The following is a 19,809-nucleotide window of genomic DNA, read 5'->3' as shown; positions in this document are numbered from 1 at the left end:
GTGCATGCCACTTGGCTGCGCAACGCCCCGGCCGAAGCCGCCGGCGGCATCCTGCGTTCCGCCTCCCGGACACCGCTCCCATGGCGTCCCGTGCTCCGTAACCCGGGCGGCATCCGGCGCCAGGACCTGCCCGTCGCCTGCGGGCCGGGTGATCCTCGCCAGGACGTCCCTTTCACCGCACGCTTCGACCACAGCCCCAGGAGGACTCGGAGATGGCCACTGACGTGCAGTCCGCGAAGAAGGAAGCCTACAAACAGGGAGAGGAACAGGGACGCGCCGACGCGCTCGCCGGACGCCCCTACGCCGATCCGCCGCGCGACGGCACACGCGGTGAGAAGGACCAGTATGCGAACGGCTACGACTGGGGCTACGAACAGGGCCGGGCGCAGAAGCTGGACCTCGTGGTGTGGCAGGAAGGCGGGGTCGAGGACGCCCCCGGTGGCCTCGGCACCACCATCAACATCTGCGTCCGTACGCCGAACTGGAGCGAAACCGTCGACGCCGGCGAACGGGAGCACGTCTTCACCGCCCCCACCGGATTCCGCTGGAACGGCACGGTGGGTGCCCAGTACAAGCGCATGGACCAGACCACGGGCGGCAACCTGCCGCCCGTGCAGACCAAGGTCAGCGAGGACGGGCGCACGCTGACCTTCACCTACCACGTGCACCTGAACACGAGCGACGAGGACAAGGACCTCATCGTCTACACCTGCGGTCTCCAGGCGGTCGACGGTGCCAGGCCCGGCCGCCGCACCGACGGCGTCGCCCAAATCGGCACCGCGCCCCCGGCCAGGCTCAAGGCCGAGGTCATCGAGGACGAGGACTGAAAGAGCAGGAGTCGGACACCATGAACACCGTCGTCACCTCCGGCGTCTTCCCCTCCACCACCCTGGACCCCTCCCAGATCACCGGGGCGGGCACCCCGGACATCAGGTGGGGCACCAGCGGCAACCAGAGCGGGTACCAGTTCCGCGGTTCGGCCGCGGACGTCCAACTCGACGGCACCGAGTTCGTCATCGGCACCTTCGTGCACCGCAACTTCCCCATCCACGTCAACCCGAACCGGTTCGACGTCAAGCTCGCCATCAACATCGTGTTCCAGGACGGCAGTACGACCGATCTCGACTTCACCTTCCATCACTACGAGACACCCAACAGCACCAACAGCAGTCCCGCGGATGATGATCTGGTCGACCTGGAGACCTTCGTCCACCCCCGGCCCGTCACGGTCGACGGGAAGCAGTACCGGGCGGTCCTGAGCGGGTTCAAGCGCAACGGCCGGATCGTCCGGCAGTTCCGCAGCCCCGAGGGCGGAGTCAACTACGCCGAGGTCGTCTGCATGTTCACCGTCGACGAGCCGGACGTGATCATCTCCGACCTGCGCTACCTGGGAACCGGCCCGGGTCAGCCCGACGAATACGTCGAGATCTTCAACAAGGGCGGCGCGCCCCAGGACCTGACCGGCTGGGTCGTGGAGTGCAAGACCACCGGGCACGTCTACGCCTTCCCCCCGGGGACGGTCATCCAGCCCGGCCAGCGCTATCGGGTCTACACAAACGAGACCCACCAGGAGTTCGGCGGATTCTCCTTCGGCTCCTCCGAGGAGGTCTGGCGTGACAAGGGCGGCATCGCCCGTCTGCGCCACGACGACTTCGTCGTGGACCAGTACCCCTACCTCGACAAGGGCTTCAACAAGACCGCCGCGCCGTAGCAGGTCCTCGTCGGCCCTTCAGTGACCGGCAAGGCCAGGAAGCCGGCCTCGCTGGTCGCCCAGCCGGGTGGTTTCCCGGCCTTGCCGCAGCCGCAGGAGGCCGTCTGCTCGACGCGCCCCGCGTACACACGCACCGGGCAGCCTCAGCCGCTCCTTGCGACGGCCTCGCCCACGATGGAAGAGTTCTTCAACCGGTCGGTTGCCGTGCCGCCCTGGACTAGGCCGGCGCTCCCAGTTCCGCCCAGACCTTCTTGCCGGCGACGCCGGGGGTGCGGATCACACCCCAGTCGAGACACAGGCGCTGGACGATGAACATGCCGTGGCCGCCGGGACGGCCGGCGCGGTGCGGGGTGCGCGGGGCGGGCTGGCCGGTGCCGCGGTCGGAGACCTCGATGTGGATCACCTTGTTGTCGCAGGTGATCTCCAGCCGGTCGGGGCCCTCGGCGTGCAGACAGGCGTTGGTGACCAGCTCGGAGACGACGAGGAGGACGTCCTCGGCGGCGGCCCGCTGGTCGGCGGTCGCGGCGGGCAGCCAGCCCCACGCGTACAGCGCCTGGCGGGCGAAGTCGCGGGCGAGCGGCACGACGCCGCTCTCGCCGTCGAAGCTCAGCCTGCGGACCTGACGACCCCCCGACGCAGCCGCCGGCACGGCTGCCGCTTCCCCCGCGGACGCCCCGGCCGCAGGCACGCCCCCCTCGGACGCCCCGGAAGCGCCGCTGGGCTCCGGGCCGCGGTCGCCCGGCGAGTAAGGCCGGGTGGTGCTCATCAGCGCTTCACCTCACCGATTCACCAATTCACGATTCAGAAGTCACTACATGCGTACAGGGTCGGTACACCCGCACAGACGTCGTTCAAGGGGTCTCCGGCTCCCGGTTCGACGGCCGTTCCGTTCAGGATGTCTCCTGCCCGACCGATCCGGCGGAACACCACTGTTTTCGGCACACCGGGCGCGACGCCCGGCGCGTGCCGGTCACGGAAACAGGGAGGAGACACGTCGTCGGCCCGGGGCCCGGCTCAGCCGGTCTCGTCGGCCAGTGCGTCCTCGAGTGTGTCGTGCACACTGAAGACCGCGTCCGCCCCTGTGATCTCAAACACTCGCGCCACCACCGGCAGCATTCCGGCGAGATGCACGCCACCCCCGGCCGCCTCCGCCTTCAGCCGCGCGCCCAGCAGCACGTTCAGCCCCGTGGAGTCGCAGAACTCCAGGCGCGAGCAGTCCACCACCAGTCGCGAGCGCCCCTTGTCGAGGCACTCCTCCAGCGGCTCGCGCAGCAGGTCGGCCGTGTGGTGATCGAGCTCACCCGCCGGCGTCACGACGGCACTGGAGCCCTCTTGCCGCACCTCCACCAGAAGCCGGCCCGACTGTGCGCTGCCGACCGTCCCGCGGTCCATGCCGTCTCTCTCTCCCGGGGTCTTGGCTGCTGATTGACGACCTCGAACACTACGCCTTCCCTCACCACTCCGACACCCGAACAACCGCACACAATCGGACATACTCCCACATAACGCACTTGCGGTGGCTGTGGGAAAGCGGGTAGGGCTAGTAGAGACACGTACCCGACACGGCCGGCTTTGGAGGCGCCGCACACCGCAGTGCACGAACTGGCTTCGGCAGCCATATGCCGAGAACGATGGAGGACATCATGTCACCCCGGCTCGACGCATCGCATACCCAGAGGGCGACGTCGGCATCCCCCACGGAGCACCTGGATCCCATCGAGCTGCGCGACGTACACGCCGAGCGGGCCGGTCGGGCCGCCGCACTGGCCGGACTTCCGGACATCCCCCCGTACGACGAAGTGGCCCCGGACGACGCCCGGGCCCTGTCCAAGACCCTCTTCGAGCGGCTGGAGTCCCTCGAGGAAGGCACCCACGAGTACTCGTACGTCCGCAACACGCTCGTCGAACTGAACCTCGCCCTGGTCAAGTTCGCCGCCTCCCGCTTCCGCTCCCGCAGCGAGCCGCTGGAGGACATCATCCAGGTCGGCACGATCGGTCTCATCAAGGCCATCGACCGCTTCGAGCTCTCGCGTGGTGTGGAGTTCCCCACCTTCGCGATGCCAACCATCGTCGGCGAGATCAAGCGCTTCTTCCGCGACACCTCGTGGTCCGTGCGCGTCCCGCGCCGGCTGCAGGAGCTGCGGCTCGACCTCGCCAAGGCAGGCGACGAACTGGCCCAGCGGCTGGATCGCGCCCCGACGGTGACGGAACTCGCCGAGCACCTCGGCCTGTCCAGGGACGAAGTGGTGGAGGGCATGGCGGCCTCCAACGCGTACACCGCGTCCTCGCTGGACGCCCAGCCCGAGGAGGACGACTCCGAGGGCGCCCTCGCGGACCGCATCGGCTACGAGGACCACGGGCTCGAAGGCATCGAGTACGTCGAGTCGCTGAAGCCGCTGATCGCCGAACTCTCCTCGCGGGACCGGCAGATCCTGTCCCTGCGGTTCGTCGCCAACATGACCCAGTCGGAGATTGGCGAGGAGCTCGGCATCTCCCAGATGCACGTCTCACGGCTGCTGTCCAAAACGCTGGTGCGGCTGCGCAAGGGGCTGACGGTCGAGGAGTGACCGTGGGCGGCCGAGGAATGACCGGTGTGACACGAGGTGTCCGTCCGGGGCCCTGACAGGAGCCGGACGCACACCTGGTTACCCGGGGAAACCTCTTTCCCGCTCCCCCGTCCGCCACTAGGGTCACCCCCCGAACTGACCGGTACGTCAGAACTCCCTGTGACCGGCCGGGGGTGCGAGGAGGCGGGTGGATGGCGCGGGCCGACGGGACCGACGACGACGTCGAGACCGGGGACGCGGGCGGCGGGGCGTATGCGGGCGGCGGGGCGTACGCAAGCGCGTCCGACACGCGGCTGACCTCGCTGCTGCGCGCCGACACGCCGACCGTCTATCCGGCGCTGCAGGAACTGCGCGCCCGCCATCACCCCTTTGTGCTCGCCTACGCACGCCAGTGCGCGCCGGGCGAGTCGGCGGCCCGGCAGCTCGCGGCGCAGTCCTTCACCCACGCCGCCCGAGAGACGGCGCGCGGCGTGGACCCGGGTGTCCCGGTGCGGCTGCAACTACTGCTGCTCACCACGCGGCTGGCCGCGTCCTGGGCCCGCGACGAGCGGTCCGGCGGCCTGGACCCAGGGCTGTTGCTGGTCCTGAACACGGCGGGCGTGAAGGGCCCCGTACCGCCCCTGCTCGCGGCCTTCCAGTCGCTGCCGGTCCGGGCCCAGGGCCTCATCTGGTACGGCGTCGTGGAGCAGGAGCCCGAGGAGCGGACGGCCGTCTACCTCGGCCTCACCCGCGAGGACGTGGTCCACGGCACTGCGCAGGCCCTCCAGGTGATGGCCCAGGCCTGTCTGCGGACCCGCCTGGCCGCCTCCGACGACCCGCACTGCGGCGACTTCCGCCGGCTGATCGAGGAGTCGGTACGACCGGGCAACCGGCGCTCCAGCGCCGACCTGCACGCCCACATGGCGCACTGCGCGCACTGCACGGCCGCGTTCGAGGAGCAGTCCGCCCTGCGCGACCACCCGCGCGCCGCGCTCGCCGAGGGCCTGCTGCCCTGGGGCGGCATGGCGTACATCACACAGCAGCCGGCCGCCCCGCGTCCGGAAGGCGGCACGCGCCGCACCGGCGTGCGGGCCGTCGCCTGGCCCCCGTCGCGCCGCTATGTGCTGGCCTCGGCAGCGCTCGGCACGGCGCTCGCGCCGCTGCTGCTCTTCCTGCTCACCTCGGGGGGCGGCGGGCAGCACCAGCGTTCGGCGGGCGCGGTGGCCACGCCCTCGGCGCCCCCGCGGGTCACGGTGACGGCGACGGTGCCGGGCACCCCGCCGGCGCCCTCCCCGCCGGCGCCCTCACCGTCCGCGACCTCCCGGCCGCCGTCCCCCAGGCCGACGCCGCGTCCCACCCGGACGGCGCGGCCGGAGCCGGCGCCCACCCCCAGCCCGTCCCCCACGTATCCGCCGGGCGCGGCCTACGCACAGGTGGTGAACGTCGCCTCGGGCCGCTGCCTGGACGTGGCCGGCGACTTCGACAACGGCACGGACGTCGTCACCGCGCCCTGCGGCTCCGCGGCCACCCAGCGCTGGCGGGTCGACTCCGCGCGCGGGGTGGTGCAGTCGGCCGCGGACCCGGACTTCTGTCTGGACAGCCGCGGTTCGGTGGACAACGGCGTCGGCATCTGGAGCTGCGACTCGGTGTACAGCAGGAACGGCGAGAACCTGACGTTCACCGTCGACCCGGACGGCGTGATCCGCCCGGCCATCGCGATCGAGACCGCCCTCACCCCGCACTCCGACGGCTCGCTGTCCCTGGAGCCGCTGACCGGCGGGACTGAGCAGCGGTGGCGGGCGGGGGCCGTCTGACCCCTGGCCGGGTGGGGCCGGAGGTCAGGGGCGGGACGGCCCCTGGATCACACCTCGCGCACGCCGCGTCGCCAGACCTGCGTCACCAGGGGGACGCCCGGGCGGTAGGCCAGGTGGACATGGCTGGGGGCGTCGAGGACGGCGAGGTCGGCGCGGGTGCCCGGGGTGAGGCGGCCGATGTCGGTGCGGCGCAGCGCCGCCGCTCCCCCGGCGGTGGCCGACCAGAGCGCCTCGTCGGGGGTCATCCCCATGTCCCGCACGGCCAGCGCGATACAGAACGGCACGGACGAGGTGTAGGACGAGCCCGGGTTGCAGTCGGTGGACAGGGCCACGGTGACACCGGCGTCGAGGAGACGGCGGGCGTCCGGCCATTCGGCGCGGGTGGAGAACTCGGCGCCGGGCAGGAGCGTGGCGACCGTGTCGCCGCTTGCCAGGGCGTCCACGTCGGCGTCCGTCAGGTGGGTGCAGTGGTCGGCGCTGGCCGCGTCGAGTTCGACGGCGAGCTGGACGCCGGGGCCGTAGGAGAGCTGGTTGGCGTGGATGCGCGGGTGCAGGCCCCTGGCCCGGCCCGCGGTGAGGATGGCACGGGCCTGGTCGCCGTCGAAGGCGCCCTTCTCGCAGAAGACGTCGATCCAGCGGGCGTGCGGGGCGCAGGCGTCCAGCATCTCGCCGGTGACCAGGGCCACGTAGCCGGCCGGGTCCTCGGCGAAGTCCGGGGGGACGATGTGGGCGCCGAGGTAGGTGACCTCGTCGGTGTGGCGGGCGGCGATGCGCAGGGCGCGGGACTCGTCCGCGACGGTGAGGCCGTAGCCGGACTTCGTCTCGAACGTGGTCGTGCCCTGGCGGAGCGCCTCGGCCAGGTGACGGGTGAGGTTGGCCTCCAGCTCCTCGTCGGAGGCGGCGCGGGTGGCGGCGACGGTGGTGCGGATGCCGCCCGCGCTGTAGGCCCGGCCGGACATGCGGGCGTTGAACTCCTCGGTGCGGTCGCCCGCGAAGACCAGGTGGGAGTGGGAGTCCACGAAGCCCGGGATCACCGCCCGGCCGGCGGCGTCGACCCGATTGTCAGTGGCGGGTGCTTTGCTTGATTCACCGGTCCACGCGACGCGGTCGCCGTCGATGACGACGGCCGCGTCCCGGATCAGGCCGAGCGGGGATCCTCCGGCACTCTCGAATTTGCTCGAGCGGGGGGACCTCCAGCCGAGGGAGGGGTCGTTGGTGACCAGCGTCGCGATGTTGGTGATGACGGTGCTGCTCATGGTGTCCGTGTCCTCAGGGATGACGGCGGGCTTCAGCCGCGCAGGGCTCCGATGGCGTCCGACAGCGCTGACGGCACATCGGGTACGAGGGCGTGGACGCCGTCTCGTACGACATGCCGGCCACCCACGACCGTATGGCGCACGTCCGCCGCGCAGGCGGCGAATACGGCCGTCTCGGCACCGAGTCGCGGCAGCGTTCCCGCAGTTCTGACCGAGTCCAGCGCGATCGTCGTGAAGTCGGCCAGGGCGCCGGCGGCCAGGCTCCCCGCGTCGCTCCAGCCGAGGGCCGCGTGACCGTCGGCGGTGGCGGCCCGCAGCAGGGCGGCGGCCGTCCAGTGCCCGCGGGCGCGGGTGCGCAGCCGCTCGTTCAGCTCCATCGCGCGGGCCTCCTCGAGCAGGTCGATGACGGCGTGGCTGTCGGAGCCGAGGCTGAGCGGGGAGCCGGCGCGCTGGAGGGCGACGGCGGGTCCGATGCCGTCGGCCAGGTCCCGTTCGGTGGTCGGGCACATGCACGTCCCGGTGCCGGAGCGGCCGAGCAGGGCGATGTCCTCGTCGGTGAGGTGGGTGTTGTGCACGCCGGTGGTGCGCGGGCCGAGGACGCCGTGGTCGGCCAGCAGCCGGGCCGGGGTGCACCCGTGGGCCTCCTGGCAGGCGTCGTTCTCGGCGGTCTGCTCGGACAGGTGCACATGCAGTGGGGCCCGCCGCTCCTCGGCCCACCGCGCCACCGTCGCCAGCTCCCGCGCTGGCACGGCCCGTACGGAGTGGACGGCGGCGCCGATCCGCGCGTGATCCCGTTCCTTGAGAACTGAACAGCGTTCGGCCCAGGCCTCGGCCGTCCCGTCGGAGAAGCGGAGCTGGTGGGTGTTGGGCGGCTGTCCGAAGCCGGCGGACAGGTAGCAGGTGTCGAGGAGGGTGATGCGGATGCCGGCTTCGGCGGCGGCCTCGATCAGGGCCTCGCCCATCGCGTTCGGGTCGGCGTACCGGGAGCCGCCCGGGGCGTGGTGGAGGTAGTGGAACTCGCCCACCGCCGTGATCCCGGCCAGCGCCATCTCGGCGTACACCGCGCGGGCGAGCGCGTGGTAGCTCTCCGGGGTGAGCCGGTCGGCCGTGGCGTACATGACCTCGCGCCAGGTCCAGAAGGTGCCGGAGCCCACCTGGACGGTGCCGCGCAGCGCCCGGTGGAAGGCGTGGCTGTGGGCGTTGGCGAGGCCGGGGACCGTGAGGCCGCGCAGGGGTTCGGCTCCGGGCTGCGGGGCGGGCACGCCGGTGCGGACGGCCGCGATACGGCCGTCGCGCACATCGAGCGCCACGCCTGGCTCGACGTTCGTGCCGAGCCAGGCATGCTCCAGCCAGTACGTCCGCGTCCGCTCGGTGGAGGTCACGTGCAGGCCAGCCCTTCCAGTACGTCGGCGAGTGCGCGCACCCCGGCCACGCAGTCGTCCTCGGCCGCGAACTCGGCCGGGGAGTGCGAGACACCGGTGGGGTTGCGCACGAACAGCATGGCGGTCGGGACGCTCCCGGACAGGATTCCGGCGTCGTGTCCCGCTCCGGTACCGAGCACCGGCACCCTCAGATCGGTGTCCGTGCCCAGAATGCGGGCGAGTTCGTCCCGCAGGGCGTGGTCGAACTCGACGACGGGTGTGAAGGACTCGCGGACCATGTCGAGGTCGATGCCGTGCGCCGCGGCGTACTCGCGGGCCGCCTTCTCGATGCCGGTGACCACCGTGTCGAGGGTCTGCTGGTCGGCGGCGCGGGAGTCGAGCCAGCCGCGTACCAGGGAGGGGATCGCGTTGACGCCGTTCGGCTCGACGGCGATCTTGCCGAAGGTGGCGACGGCACCGGCGAGTTCGGCCTCGCGCCGGGCGGCGAGGACGGTCTCGGCGTACGACAGCATCGGGTCGCGCCGGTCGGCCAGCCGGGTGGTGCCGGCGTGGTTGGCCTCGCCGCGGAAGTCGAACCGCCACCGTCCGTGCGGCCAGATGGCGCTCGCGATCCCCACCGCGTCACCGGTGAGGTCGAGGGCACGCCCCTGCTCGACGTGCAGTTCGACGAAGGCCCCGATCCGCGCCAGCCGCTCGGGGTCGGGCCCGATCGCCTCGGGGTCGTACCCGGCGGCCTCCATGGCCTTGGGCAGCGTGACCCCGTCGCCGTCGGTCAGCCGGTGCGCCTGCTCGAGGGTGAGCTGCCCGGCGGTCAGCCGGGATCCGACGCAGGCGAGTCCGAACCGGGCGCCTTCCTCGTCGCCGAAGTTGACGACCGCGAGGGGCTTGGTGAACCGCGCTCCCCTGCGGCGCAGTTCATCGAGCGCGGCGAAGGAGGACACCACCCCGAGGGGCCCGTCGAAGGCCCCGCCGTCCGGCACGGAGTCGAGATGCGACCCGGCCACCACGGCATCCCCGGCGGCCGGGTCCCCGAGCCAGGCCCACTGGTTCCCGTTCCGGTCCACCTCGTACGCCAGCCCGCGGGCTTCGGCCTGCTCCCGGAACCAGACCCGGCACTCGGCATCGGCGCCGGTCCAGGCGAAGCGGCGGTAGCCGCCGGAGGCGGAGCTGCGGCCGATCGGCAGCAGCTCCGCCCACATGCTGTGGAAGGTCACGCCTCGTCACCCTCGCGCATGGGCACCCGAACCCCCCGCTCGCCCGCCACCGACTCCGCGATGTCGTACCCGGCGTCCACGTGCCGGATCACGCCCATGCCTGGGTCGTTGGTGAGCACTCGCCGGATCTTCTCCCCGGCCAGCTGCGTGCCGTCGGCCACCGTCACCTGCCCGGCGTGGATGGACCGTCCCATGCCGACCCCGCCGCCGTGGTGGATCGACACCCAGGAGGCACCCGAGGCCACGTTCACCATGGCGTTCAGCAGCGGCCAGTCGGCGATCGCGTCGGAGCCGTCGAGCATGGCCTCGGTCTCGCGGTACGGGGAGGCGACGGAGCCGCAGTCGAGGTGGTCGCGGCCGATGACGATCGGCGCGGCCAGCTCACCGCTCGCGACCATGTCGTTGAAGCGCTCGCCCGCCTTGTCGCGCTCGCCGTAGCCGAGCCAGCAGATGCGCGCGGGCAGACCCTGGAAGTGGACCCGCTCGCCGGCCATCTTGATCCAGCGGGCCAGGGACTCGTTCTCGGGGAACAGTTCCAGGATCGCCTTGTCGGTCTTGGCGATGTCGGCCGGGTCGCCCGACAGCGCGGCCCAGCGGAACGGGCCCTTGCCCTCGCAGAACAGCGGCCGGATGTAGGCGGGGACGAAGCCGGGGAAGGCGAACGCCCGGTCGTAACCGGCCAGTTGCGCCTCGCCGCGGATGGAGTTTCCGTAGTCGAAGACCTCGGCTCCGGCGTCCATGAAGCCGACCATGGCCTCGACGTGCCGGGCCATGGACTCGCGGGCCCGGGTGGTGAATCCGGCCGGGTCCTTGGCGGCGGCCGCGGCCATGTCCTGGAAGTCGACGCCGAGCGGGAGGTACGACAGCGGGTCGTGGGCGGAGGTCTGGTCGGTCACGATGTCGATGGGGGCGCTCATGGCGAGCAGCTGCGGGACCAGCTCGGCGGCGTTGCCGAGCACGCCGATGGACAGCGGCCTGCGCTGGTCGCGCGCCTCGGTGGCCAGCTGGAGGGCGTGCTCCAGGGAGTCGGCCTTCACGTCCAGGTAGCGGTGCTCGATGCGCCGCTCGATGGCGCGCGGGTCGCAGTCGATGCAGATGGCGACGCCGTCGTTCATGGTGACGGCGAGCGGCTGGGCGCCGCCCATGCCGCCGAGGCCGGCGGTCAGGGTGATGGTCCCGGCGAGGGTGCCGCCGAACTTCTTCGCGGCGACGGCGGCGAAGGTCTCGTAGGTGCCCTGCAGGATGCCCTGGGTGCCGATGTAGATCCAGGAGCCGGCGGTCATCTGGCCGTACATGGTCAGGCCGAGGGCCTCCAGGCGGCGGAACTCCTCCCAGTTGGCCCAGTCGCCGACGAGGTTGGAGTTGGCCAGGAGTACGCGCGGGGCCCACTCGTGGGTCTGCATGACGCCGACCGGGCGGCCGGACTGGACGAGCATCGTCTCGTCGGCCTTGAGGGTCTTCAGCGTGCGGACCATGGCGTCGAAGGAGCGCCAGTCGCGGGCGGCCCTGCCGGTGCCGCCGTAGACGACGAGCTTGTCGGGGTGCTCGGCGACCTCGGGGTCGAGGTTGTTCTGGAGCATCCGCAGGGCGGCTTCCTGCTGCCATCCCAGGGCGCTCAGTTCCGTACCGCGCGGCGCTCGTACGGGGCGGGGTCCTGACATGGTCTGCCTCCTAGCGGATTGCTCCCGGCGGAATGTTGTTGCGGTTATTCACATCCTGGACCGCTGAATAGAACTAGTCAATACGTCGGCGGGCCGACACACGTCCCCGGTGGGTGTTTGGCTGGATGCATGGCTGCCGGCGGCGACGGGACGAGGGACGACGGGATGGGCAACGGTTACGGCGACGGGATGGGCAGGACGGACAGGACAGACAGGACGGCCGGAACGGCCGGGCACCGGCCGGGCGGGGCGGACGGCGAGCGGGCCGCCCGGCGGGACGAAGCGGTGCGGGCCGCGGTCGAGCAGGGGCTGCTCGGACCCGAGACCCCCATCGTGGGCCTGCTCGACGTCATGGGCATCCGGGAGTCGGCGGCGGCACTCAGGGCGGGGTTCGACGCGGTGGTGGCGCCGGGGACGCCGGTGCTGCACGCCTTCGCGGTGAAGGCGACCCCGCTCGTGCCCGTGCTGCGGCTGCTGCACCAGGAGGGCATCGGCGCGGAGGTGGCGAGCCCGGGCGAGCTGGCGCTGGCCCGGGCGGCCGGGGTGCCGCCGGCCCGTACGGTGCTGGACTCGCCCGCCAAGACGCCGGCCGAACTGCGCGAGGCGCTGGCGCTGGGCATCGCGATCAACGCGGACAACCCGCAGGAGCTGGACCGCATCGACGCCCTCGTGGGGCGCGCCCGTCCCCGCTCGCCGCTCGGCATCAGGGTCAATCCGCAGGTCGGCGCGGGTGCCATCGAGGCACTGTCGACGGCGACGGCGACCTCGAAGTTCGGGGTGGCGCTCGGTGACGAGGGGGCGCGCGAGTGGGTCGTACGGGCGTACCTCGACCGGCCGTGGCTGACCCGGCTGCACGCCCACTCCGGCTCGCAGGGCGTCCCTCTGTCCCTGATGGCGCAGGGCGTGGCCCGGACGTACGCGCTCGCCGAGGAGATCAACGCGCGTGCCGGGCGGCGGCAGGTCGACACCCTCGACATCGGCGGCGGGCTGCCGGTGAACTTCGCCTCGGAGGCGACCACGCCGACCTACGCGCAGTACGCGCGGCTGCTGCGCGAGGTGGTGCCGGGACTGTTCGACGGGCGGTACGGGCTGGTGACCGAATTCGGCAGGTCGCTGCTGGCCAAGCAGGGCACCGTGGTGGCGCGGGTGGAGTACACCAAGAGCGCCGGCGGGCGGCCGGTGGCCGTGACGCACGCGGGCGTGCAGGTCGCCACGCGCACGGTCTACGCACCCGGCGCATGGCCGCTGCGGCTGGCCGCGTACGACGCGAAGGGCCGGCCCAAGGCCGGGCCCGAGGTGGTGCAGGACGTCGCCGGGCCGGCCTGTTTCGCGGGCGACCTGCTCGCCGAGGCCCGCGCGCTTCCGTTGCTCGAACCGGGCGACCACGCGGCGGCGCTGGACACCGGCGCGTACTACTTCGCGCACCACTACGCCTACAACTCCCTGCCGAGGCCCGGCATTTACGGCTACGTCCCGGACCGTTCGGGCGGGGTCGCCTTCGCGACCGTACGCGAGCCGCAGCCGCCCGAGGAGATCGTGGCAGAGGCCGGAGGGGCGCACGCGTCGGCGCTCACCACCCTGCGGACGCCTGAGCGCCCTTGAGGCACGCCGGGAACACCCAGTGCAACTGGTGTGAAACCCGAGTCAGTTGACCCACATTAGCCCCTCGGTCGCATGTTCCACCGGAAAATGCCGTAACCCTCGCTCCTTGCGCACACGGTGCGTAGCGTCGGCATCACTCAGCCGAACCCCAGGCGGGAGGGGAACAACGGTGCCCGGAATCGACGAGTGCCTACTGGAAGCCATGCGGCTGCCCGGTGCGAGAGGCGCCGCGCTGGTCGACTGGACGAGCGGACTTGCCCTGGGCACTGTCGGGGAGTCCCCGGGCGGCGACCACGAGACCACCGCGGCGGAGGCTGCCGAACTGGCCCGGCTGGCCGCCGAGCACGGGGCGTTCGCCTCCGCCGACGACCCCGGCGGCGAGCGGCCCCCGGTGGAGGACCTGATCGTCAGCAACCGGGACAGCTACCATCTGCTGCGGTTCGTGGACACCTCCTTCGACAGCAGCGTCTTCCTGCACCTGTGGCTGGCCCGCGCGGAGGGCAACCTCGCCCTGGCCCGGATACGGATGGGCGAGATGGCCGAGCGGCTGGTGCTGGGATGACCGTGGTCGACACCCCTCCCCCGCCCCAGCTGCCGGTGCGGAACAGAGCGGCCGCCGCGGAGCGGACCTGGGGCGGCGTCTCGCCGATGCTGACCCGGCTCGCCGCCGAAGAGGCCACCGGCGTCCTGGTCCGCGAGCGCGGCACCCTCTACCTGGACGAGGGCCACGTGGTGCACGCCGAGAGCCCGCTGGCCCCCGGCCTGGACATCCTGCTGACCGCGCACGGCACGCTGCGCGCCGAGCTCTGGCAGGACGCCGTCCTGCGCGCCGACGACCGGCACGGCGCCGCGCGCCTCCTGCTGGACGGCGGCCATCTGACCGAGGGCGCGCTCCAGCTGAGCCACCTGGGCGCACTCTACGACGCCGCCTACTTCGCGCTCGCCCCGAGCAGCACCCCGGGCCGCTTCCGCTACGGCGTCGCCCACCGGCTCGGCCCCGTACTGCCGGTCCCGGTCTCCGTCCTGGAGCGCGAGACAATCCGCCGCCGCGACCTGCTGGACCGCATCTGGCCCGACCCGGCACCGGACAGCGCCCCGCTGGTACGGACGTACGCGACGGCGGCGCCGAAGCTCACGGTCCGCCAGCTCACGCTCCTTGACCGGATCGACGGCATGAGCACGGCCACGGAACTGGCCCGCGACCTGGGCCGCCAGGCGTTCCACACCCTGGTGGACGTCCGGCGCCTGGTGGCCGCGGGCCTCGTGGCACCACAGCGGGCGCCCGAACCGGTGTACGTGGAGACCGCACCGGCCCCCAGCCTGGCCGACCGGCTGGCACACACCACCGACCCCCACGTCACGTTGCTGAAGAGGCTCAGGGATGCGCTGGAGGCCCTTTGAGAGGAGACACCGGATGGCAGCCGAGCCCGAAATCCTCGACGAGCTCCGCCGGCTGCGGGCCCGCGTCCCGCAGCTCACCGGCGCACTCGCCGCGAGTGTCGACGGCCTCGTCCTGGCCCACGACACCCCTGGCGTGGAGCCGGAGAGCGTGGCGGCCCTCACCGCGACCGCACTCGGCGTCGCGGTACGCATGGCGGACGTGACCGGCCAGGGCGAGCTGCGCGAACTGCTGGTGCGCGGCGTCTACGGCTATGTCGCCACCTACGCGGCGGGCCGTACCGCCGTGCTGACGCTGCTCGCCCAGGACCGCGTCAACGTCGGCCGTCTGCACCTGGAGGGCCGCCGGGCCGGCACCCGCATCGGCGAGCTGGTCGACGCCGATGCGACGGACCGGGGCCTTGGCAGGGCGTCGGCGAGGGCCGCGAAACCGGCGGCCAGGACCACCACCCCACGGACCAGAACCACGCGCGCGCCCCGCCCTACGGGCACCAACGCGCCTTCCACCACCGAAAGTTGAGAGAACAAGGAGACCCGGCCATGGCCAACACCGAGACATGCTTGAAGGAATGCCTCGCCTCCATCGAGGGCGCGACCGGCGTCGCGCTCGTCGACTACACCAGCGGCATGGCGCTGGGCACGATGGGCGGCAGCAAGACATTCGACCTGAACGTCGCCGCCGCCGGCAACACCGACGTCGTCAGGTCCAAGATGCGCACCATGGAACACCTCGGCCTGAAGGGACAGATCGAGGACATCCTGATCACCCTGTCCGACCAGTACCACCTGATCCGCCTGATCAGCGGCCGCGGCGGCAACGGCCTCTTCCTCTACCTCGCGCTGGACGCCAAACGGGCCAACCTGGCCATGGCCCGCCACCAGCTCAAGAAGATCGAGGAGGACCTGGAGGTCTGATCCCCTCCCCGGGCCGGCTTTCCACCCCCGTCGGCCGGCCCCGCCAGTGCTGTGGCCGGAAGGGTTTGCCGGAGAGCCCGCGGCGTCCGGTGCGGTGCATCGCAAGGCGGAGCGTCGCCCGCGTACTGGACGTACTCGGGTGAGCCGACAACGCGGCGAGGTGCCGTGCCGGGCGTCGCGAGCCGGTGAACCCTTCCGGTCGCAGCGCTAGACGAGCGCCGCGGTACGGCGACGCGCCCCGCCCGGGGCCGCGTCGCCTGCCGCGATGCCCGTGCTGCGGAAGGCCTTCACCGGCCTGCCCGCTGGACGTCCGCCGCGCCCGTCCAGCCAGTCCACCCGCACCCACAGCAGCGCGTCACCGGCCCGCTCCCGCCGCCCCAGCCAGGCGGCCTTCAGCCGCAGCCCGGTCCCGGCGCCGGCCAGCAGCATGCCACCGGCCGCCGGCAGCGCGAAGGAACCGCCCAGCGCCGCCACGAAGGCCAGCAGCAGCCACCAGCGGTGCCCCCGGCGCCAGGCGCGGACACTGACCGCGCGGTCCTGGAGGACGTCGTGCCGTCCGGCGCGGGCGGCCCCGTGCGCGAGGGCGGCATAGCGCCGGCGGCGCACGCACGCCACGCCGGCCGCGGTCACCAGGAACAGCGCGGCCCCCGCCAGGACCCCGATCCGGCGCCCGGTCAGCCCCGGCACCAGCACACCGATCCCCGCCGCGAGCACCCCGAGCCACCACAGCGGCGCCGCTCCGGCCCGTACGACCACGGCCACCCGGGCCAGCCCCTGACCTCCGCGCCCTCCGCGTGCCACGACCGCCTCCTCATCACTTCGGCACACCTGCGTCCGGGCGGGCAGGCTAGCGAGCGTTGGTGAGACGAGTCTGAGAACACGCGGCGCGGCACGCGCATCCGGCGGGGCCGGCGCACCTGGTGCGGCGGGCACGGGCGCTCACTCCACGAACAGCCCCCGGGCGGCCGCCGTGACGTCGAACTCCTCCAGCCGTGCCTGCGCGTCCGGCAGGTGGTCGCACATGGCCTCCAGAAGCACCCGCCCCAGCAGCATCGGCGCACAGGCGGTGTCGAAGGCCAGCCCGGTGCCCACGGCCGCGGGCAGCAGCAGGTCCGAGCACTTGGCGACCGGCGCGAAGGCCGAGTCCGCGACCGTGACGACGGTCAGCCCCGCGTCCCGGGCATAGCCGAGCGTGTCGACGACCTCGCGCGGGTGCCGCGGCAGCGCGAAGCACAGCAGCGCCGAGGCACCGGCCCGTACGGCGCCGTCGATGCGGTCCTGGATCATCGTGCCGCCCTCGTTGAGCAGCCGTACGTCCGGGTGGACCTTGCCCGCGAAGTACGCGAAGCCGTACGCCTGGGAGGCCGCGGCCCGCAGGCCCAGCACGGGCAGCGGACGGGAGGCGGCCAGGACCCGGCCCGCCCTCTGCACCGGCCGCGGGTCGGCGAGCGCCTCCGCCAGATGCCTGAGGTTCTCGATCTCGGCCTCGACGGCCTGCTGGTACTCGTTGTACGAGGCCGCCTGGGCCGCCGGTTCGGCGGGCGCGACCTCGCGCAGGTGCCGGCGCAGCGCCGGATAGCCGTCGAAGCCCAGCGCGACCGCGAAGCGGGTCACCGACGGCTGGCTGACCCCGGCCAGCTCGGCCAGCTCCACGCTCGACAGGAAGGGCACGTCGGCGGCCCGCCGCACCATGCTGTGCGCGATGCGCCGCTGGGTCGGCGTGAGCCGGTGCCCCTCGAAGAGCTCCTGCAGCCGGGCGGCAGGGCTGTCGGTCAGGCTCATGACGTGCTCCCCCTCCAGAAGTCGTCGACGCCCCGGGAGAGTACCCCCCGACCAGTTCCTATTCAGTCACTATGAACTCTGCATGAAGTCATGCAGGCGGGGCAAGGGCACAGCCGGGTGTCGCGGACCGCCGCCCCGGTGACGCCGACGAGGGCCGGCGCGGGCCCGCCCCCGCGGAACAGGGGGGCTGTCCCCAGTGCGGCCGGCTCCCCCGCTCCCTAGCCTGGTCGGCATGACGGGTATGAACGCGCCAGATGCCGACCTGAAGAAGGAACTCGACGCCACCCTGCAGGCTCGCAGGGAACTGGGCGAGGAGTACGAGTCCTCGCTGGTCGACTCGTTCCTGGAGCGGATCGACCAGCGCATCGACGGCACCGTCGAGCGCCGGGTGCGCCGGCAGCTGGCCGAGCAGCAGATGACGGTTGCCCGGGACGCCCGCTCGCCGAGGGCCACCGACTCCTGGGGGGAGCGCTTCGGCTTCGGCATCGTCTCGCTGGTGCTGGCCGTCCCGCTGTCCGCGATCGGCGGCGCCCTGTGCCACCTGCCCGGCCTCTTCGCCGCCTGGGCCGGCATCGTCGGTGTCAACGTCGTCCAGGCCGCACGCGCCAACCCGGACCTCTTCACCGGCCGGCGCCGCCGTTCCGCTCAGGACGGCGACCGGGAGAGCTGAAACGAAGACGGCGACTGCCGCCACCGCCGACCGGGGAACCAGGACGGCGGGCAGCCGTGTCCGCGAGAGCGGCGCCGGCTCATGGCGCGAAAGGGTGTGCGCGGGGACCGCCGCACCCCCGTTGCCGGGGGGCGGGACGACGGCGGTCCCCGCGAGGGACGCGGGCCGGGTCAGGGCCGGGCTTGCGCGTCCGTGGCGTCCATGGAGGTCCGGGAGCCGCTCCGGAGGTCCTTGGCGCCGTTCGGCGCCGGCCGGGGCGGGGAGCCTCCCCCAGTGCTTGACGCCTGGGAGGTACCCCAACACCCCTTCCGACACCCACCAATGTGCCGGACCCGTGTTAAGCGGGTGCTGCGGCAACGTGACACGCTCGTACCACTTCCGTGTCTCCTCCTCAGCCGGAGGTCACCGCAAGTTCCCCGCGGACACACCGGGTTCGGCGCATGTCCGCCACGGCTCTACTGCTTTCCGCCCTTGGCCAGGAAGGCGAGCAGGTCCTGCCGGCTGACCACACCGGTCGGCTTGCCCTCCACCAGCACGATCGCCGCGTCCGCCACACCGAGCACGGACATGAGGTCGGCGACCGGCTCGCCCGAGCCGACCTGCGGCAGCGGGGCGGACATGTGCTTCTCCAGCGGGTCCTCCAGCGAGGCCCGCTTGGTGAACAGCGCGTCCAGCAGCTCCCGTTCGACCACGGACCCGACGACCTCGGCCGCCATGACGTCCGGGTGGCCGGCGCCCGGCTTCACGATCGGCATCTGCGAGACGCCGTACTCGCGCAGCACCTCGATGGCCTCGCCGACGGTCTCGTCCGGGTGCATGTGGACGAGGGAGGGGATGGAGCCGCCCTCCTTGTCGTTCAGCACGTCGGCGACGCGGGCGCTGGGGCCCTCGTCCTCGAGGAAGCCGTAGTCGGCCATCCACTCGTCGTTGAAGATCTTGCTGAGGTAGCCGCGCCCGCTGTCCGGCAGCAGGACCACCACGACGTCGTCCGGGCCGAGACGTTCGGCGACCCGCAGGGCGGCGACGACGGCCATGCCGCAGGAGCCGCCGACCAGGAGGCCCTCCTCCTTGGCCAGGCGGCGGGTCATCTGGAAGGAGTCCTTGTCGGAGACGGCGACGATCTCGTCGGCGACCGTCCGGTCGTAGGCGGTCGGCCAGAAGTCCTCGCCGACGCCCTCGACGAGGTAGGGGCGGCCGGAACCGCCGGAGTAGACCGACCCCTCGGGATCGGCGCCGACGACCCTGACCCTGCCGTCGCTGACGTCCTTCAGGTAGCGGCCGGTGCCGGAGATGGTGCCGCCGGTGCCGACGCCCGCCACGAAGTGGGTGATCTTCCCCTCGGTCTGCTCCCACAGCTCGGGACCGGTGGAGTGATAGTGCGACAGGGGGTTGTTGGGGTTGGAGTACTGGTCGGGCTTCCAGGCGCCCGGCGTCTCACGGACCAGGCGGTCGGAGACGTTGTAGTACGAGTCCGGGTGCTCCGGCGCCACGGCCGTCGGGCACACCACCACTTCCGCCCCGTACGCGCGCAGCACGTTGATCTTGTCGGTGGAGACCTTGTCCGGGCACACGAAGATGCACTTGTAGCCCTTCTGCTGGGCCACGATGGCCAGGCCGACGCCGGTGTTGCCACTGGTCGGCTCGACGATCGTCCCGCCCGGCTCGAGCTCCCCGCTCTGCTCCGCCGCCTCGATCATGCGCAGGGCGATGCGGTCCTTCACGGAGCCGCCGGGGTTGAAGTACTCGACCTTGGCCAGGACGGTCGCCTTGATGCCCTTGGTGACGTTGTTGAGCCGCACCAGCGGGGTGTTGCCGACGAGGCTGATCATCGAGTCGTGGAATTGCACCGTTGTCTCCG

19 protein-coding genes are annotated in these 19,809 nt (G+C 72.3%); 10 read left to right on the top strand and 9 right to left on the bottom strand.

Going from position 1 to position 19,809, the window contains the following annotated elements; all coding sequences use genetic code 11:
* The first annotated feature begins 212 nt into the window (after positions 1-212).
* Together ACH4UM_RS27035 and ACH4UM_RS27030 are read left to right on the top strand one after the other, a co-directional pair.
* Positions 213-827, top strand: coding sequence for a hypothetical protein (locus ACH4UM_RS27035; RefSeq protein ID WP_398184378.1), 615 nt, complete (start codon positions 213-215; stop codon positions 825-827).
* A 20-nt stretch (positions 828-847) separates the two neighbouring features.
* Positions 848-1,711, top strand: a complete 864-nt coding sequence (locus tag ACH4UM_RS27030) for a choice-of-anchor K domain-containing protein (protein ID WP_398184375.1) — start codon at positions 848-850, stop codon at positions 1,709-1,711.
* Between the two features lie 217 nt (positions 1,712-1,928).
* On the opposite strand, the gene ACH4UM_RS27025 is transcribed toward ACH4UM_RS27030, so the two are convergent.
* Positions 1,929-2,477, bottom strand: coding sequence for an ATP-binding protein (locus tag ACH4UM_RS27025; protein ID WP_398184372.1), 549 nt, complete (start codon positions 2,475-2,477; stop codon positions 1,929-1,931).
* Between the two features lie 248 nt (positions 2,478-2,725).
* The gene (locus ACH4UM_RS27020; RefSeq protein ID WP_030164158.1) at positions 2,726-3,103 is read right to left on the bottom strand and encodes an STAS domain-containing protein; all 378 of its coding nucleotides are present in this window, start codon (positions 3,101-3,103) and stop codon (positions 2,726-2,728) included.
* A gap of 251 nt (positions 3,104-3,354) precedes the next feature.
* On the opposite strand from ACH4UM_RS27020, the gene ACH4UM_RS27015 reads away from it, so the two are divergent.
* Together ACH4UM_RS27015 and ACH4UM_RS27010 are read left to right on the top strand one after the other, a co-directional pair.
* Positions 3,355-4,278 (top strand): RNA polymerase sigma factor SigF, encoded by a 924-nt coding sequence (locus ACH4UM_RS27015; RefSeq protein WP_398184369.1) that lies wholly within the window; start codon positions 3,355-3,357, stop codon positions 4,276-4,278.
* A gap of 191 nt (positions 4,279-4,469) precedes the next feature.
* Positions 4,470-6,071 (top strand): ricin-type beta-trefoil lectin domain protein, encoded by a 1,602-nt coding sequence (locus ACH4UM_RS27010; protein ID WP_398184366.1) that lies wholly within the window; start codon positions 4,470-4,472, stop codon positions 6,069-6,071.
* Between the two features lie 47 nt (positions 6,072-6,118).
* Here the strand turns inward: ACH4UM_RS27010 and hutI are convergent, their stop codons facing one another.
* The 4 genes from hutI to hutU are packed head-to-tail and all read right to left on the bottom strand — an operon-like array spanning position 6,119 to position 11,584.
* Positions 6,119-7,327, bottom strand: a complete 1,209-nt coding sequence (gene hutI, locus ACH4UM_RS27005) for an imidazolonepropionase (RefSeq protein ID WP_398184363.1) — start codon at positions 7,325-7,327, stop codon at positions 6,119-6,121.
* A 32-nt stretch (positions 7,328-7,359) separates the two neighbouring features.
* A complete protein-coding gene (locus tag ACH4UM_RS27000) occupies positions 7,360-8,709 on the bottom strand; it encodes a formimidoylglutamate deiminase (protein WP_398184361.1) in 1,350 nt (449 codons plus the stop codon).
* Positions 8,706-9,923: an allantoate amidohydrolase gene (locus ACH4UM_RS26995; protein ID WP_398184359.1), complete on the bottom strand. Its 1,218-nt coding sequence runs from the start codon at positions 9,921-9,923 to the stop codon at positions 8,706-8,708. Before ACH4UM_RS26995 ends, ACH4UM_RS27000 begins: the two co-directional genes overlap by 4 nt.
* The gene (gene hutU, locus ACH4UM_RS26990) at positions 9,920-11,584 is read right to left on the bottom strand and encodes a urocanate hydratase (protein ID WP_398184356.1); all 1,665 of its coding nucleotides are present in this window, start codon (positions 11,582-11,584) and stop codon (positions 9,920-9,922) included. Before hutU ends, ACH4UM_RS26995 begins: the two co-directional genes overlap by 4 nt.
* Positions 11,585-11,773: 189 nt before the next feature.
* On the opposite strand from hutU, the gene ACH4UM_RS26985 reads away from it, so the two are divergent.
* The 5 genes from ACH4UM_RS26985 (at position 11,774) to ACH4UM_RS26965 (ending at position 15,499) form a co-directional block, all read left to right on the top strand.
* Complete coding sequence (locus ACH4UM_RS26985; RefSeq protein WP_398184536.1) at positions 11,774-13,186, top strand: diaminopimelate decarboxylase; 1,413 nt, start codon at positions 11,774-11,776, stop codon at positions 13,184-13,186.
* Positions 13,187-13,355: 169 nt separating this feature from the next.
* Positions 13,356-13,748, top strand: coding sequence for a hypothetical protein (locus ACH4UM_RS26980; RefSeq protein WP_398184353.1), 393 nt, complete (start codon positions 13,356-13,358; stop codon positions 13,746-13,748).
* Entirely contained in the window at positions 13,745-14,587 is an 843-nt protein-coding gene (locus ACH4UM_RS26975) for a transcriptional regulator (protein ID WP_398184350.1), read from the top strand. Before ACH4UM_RS26980 ends, ACH4UM_RS26975 begins: the two co-directional genes overlap by 4 nt.
* 13 nt (positions 14,588-14,600) lie before the next feature.
* Complete coding sequence (locus tag ACH4UM_RS26970) at positions 14,601-15,104, top strand: roadblock/LC7 domain-containing protein (protein ID WP_398184347.1); 504 nt, start codon at positions 14,601-14,603, stop codon at positions 15,102-15,104.
* Positions 15,105-15,124: 20 nt separating this feature from the next.
* On the top strand, positions 15,125-15,499 hold the full coding sequence (locus ACH4UM_RS26965) for a hypothetical protein (RefSeq protein ID WP_398184344.1): 375 nt from the start codon (positions 15,125-15,127) through the stop codon (positions 15,497-15,499).
* 207 nt (positions 15,500-15,706) lie between these two features.
* Here the strand turns inward: ACH4UM_RS26965 and ACH4UM_RS26960 are convergent, their stop codons facing one another.
* Entirely contained in the window at positions 15,707-16,300 is a 594-nt protein-coding gene (locus ACH4UM_RS26960) for a hypothetical protein (RefSeq protein ID WP_398184342.1), read from the bottom strand.
* A gap of 138 nt (positions 16,301-16,438) precedes the next feature.
* Positions 16,439-17,281 carry a MurR/RpiR family transcriptional regulator gene (locus tag ACH4UM_RS26955; protein WP_398184340.1) on the bottom strand — a complete coding sequence of 281 codons (843 nt, stop codon included), beginning with the start codon at positions 17,279-17,281 and terminating at the stop codon, positions 16,439-16,441.
* A gap of 241 nt (positions 17,282-17,522) precedes the next feature.
* Here ACH4UM_RS26955 and ACH4UM_RS26950 point away from each other — a divergent pair, with 241 nt between their 5' ends.
* Positions 17,523-17,951, top strand: coding sequence for a hypothetical protein (locus ACH4UM_RS26950; protein ID WP_398184534.1), 429 nt, complete (start codon positions 17,523-17,525; stop codon positions 17,949-17,951).
* Between the two features lie 455 nt (positions 17,952-18,406).
* Here the strand turns inward: ACH4UM_RS26950 and ACH4UM_RS26945 are convergent, their stop codons facing one another.
* Positions 18,407-19,798, bottom strand: a complete 1,392-nt coding sequence (locus ACH4UM_RS26945; protein ID WP_398184337.1) for a cystathionine beta-synthase — start codon at positions 19,796-19,798, stop codon at positions 18,407-18,409.
* Between the last annotated feature and the right edge of the window lie 11 nt (positions 19,799-19,809).

The sequence above is a fragment of the Streptomyces sp. NPDC020801 genome (assembly GCF_044334385.1).
GTDB lineage: Bacteria > Actinomycetota > Actinomycetes > Streptomycetales > Streptomycetaceae > Streptomyces.
Note: the sequence above shows the minus strand (reverse complement) of the source record. Positions and strands in the feature narration are given on the sequence as shown.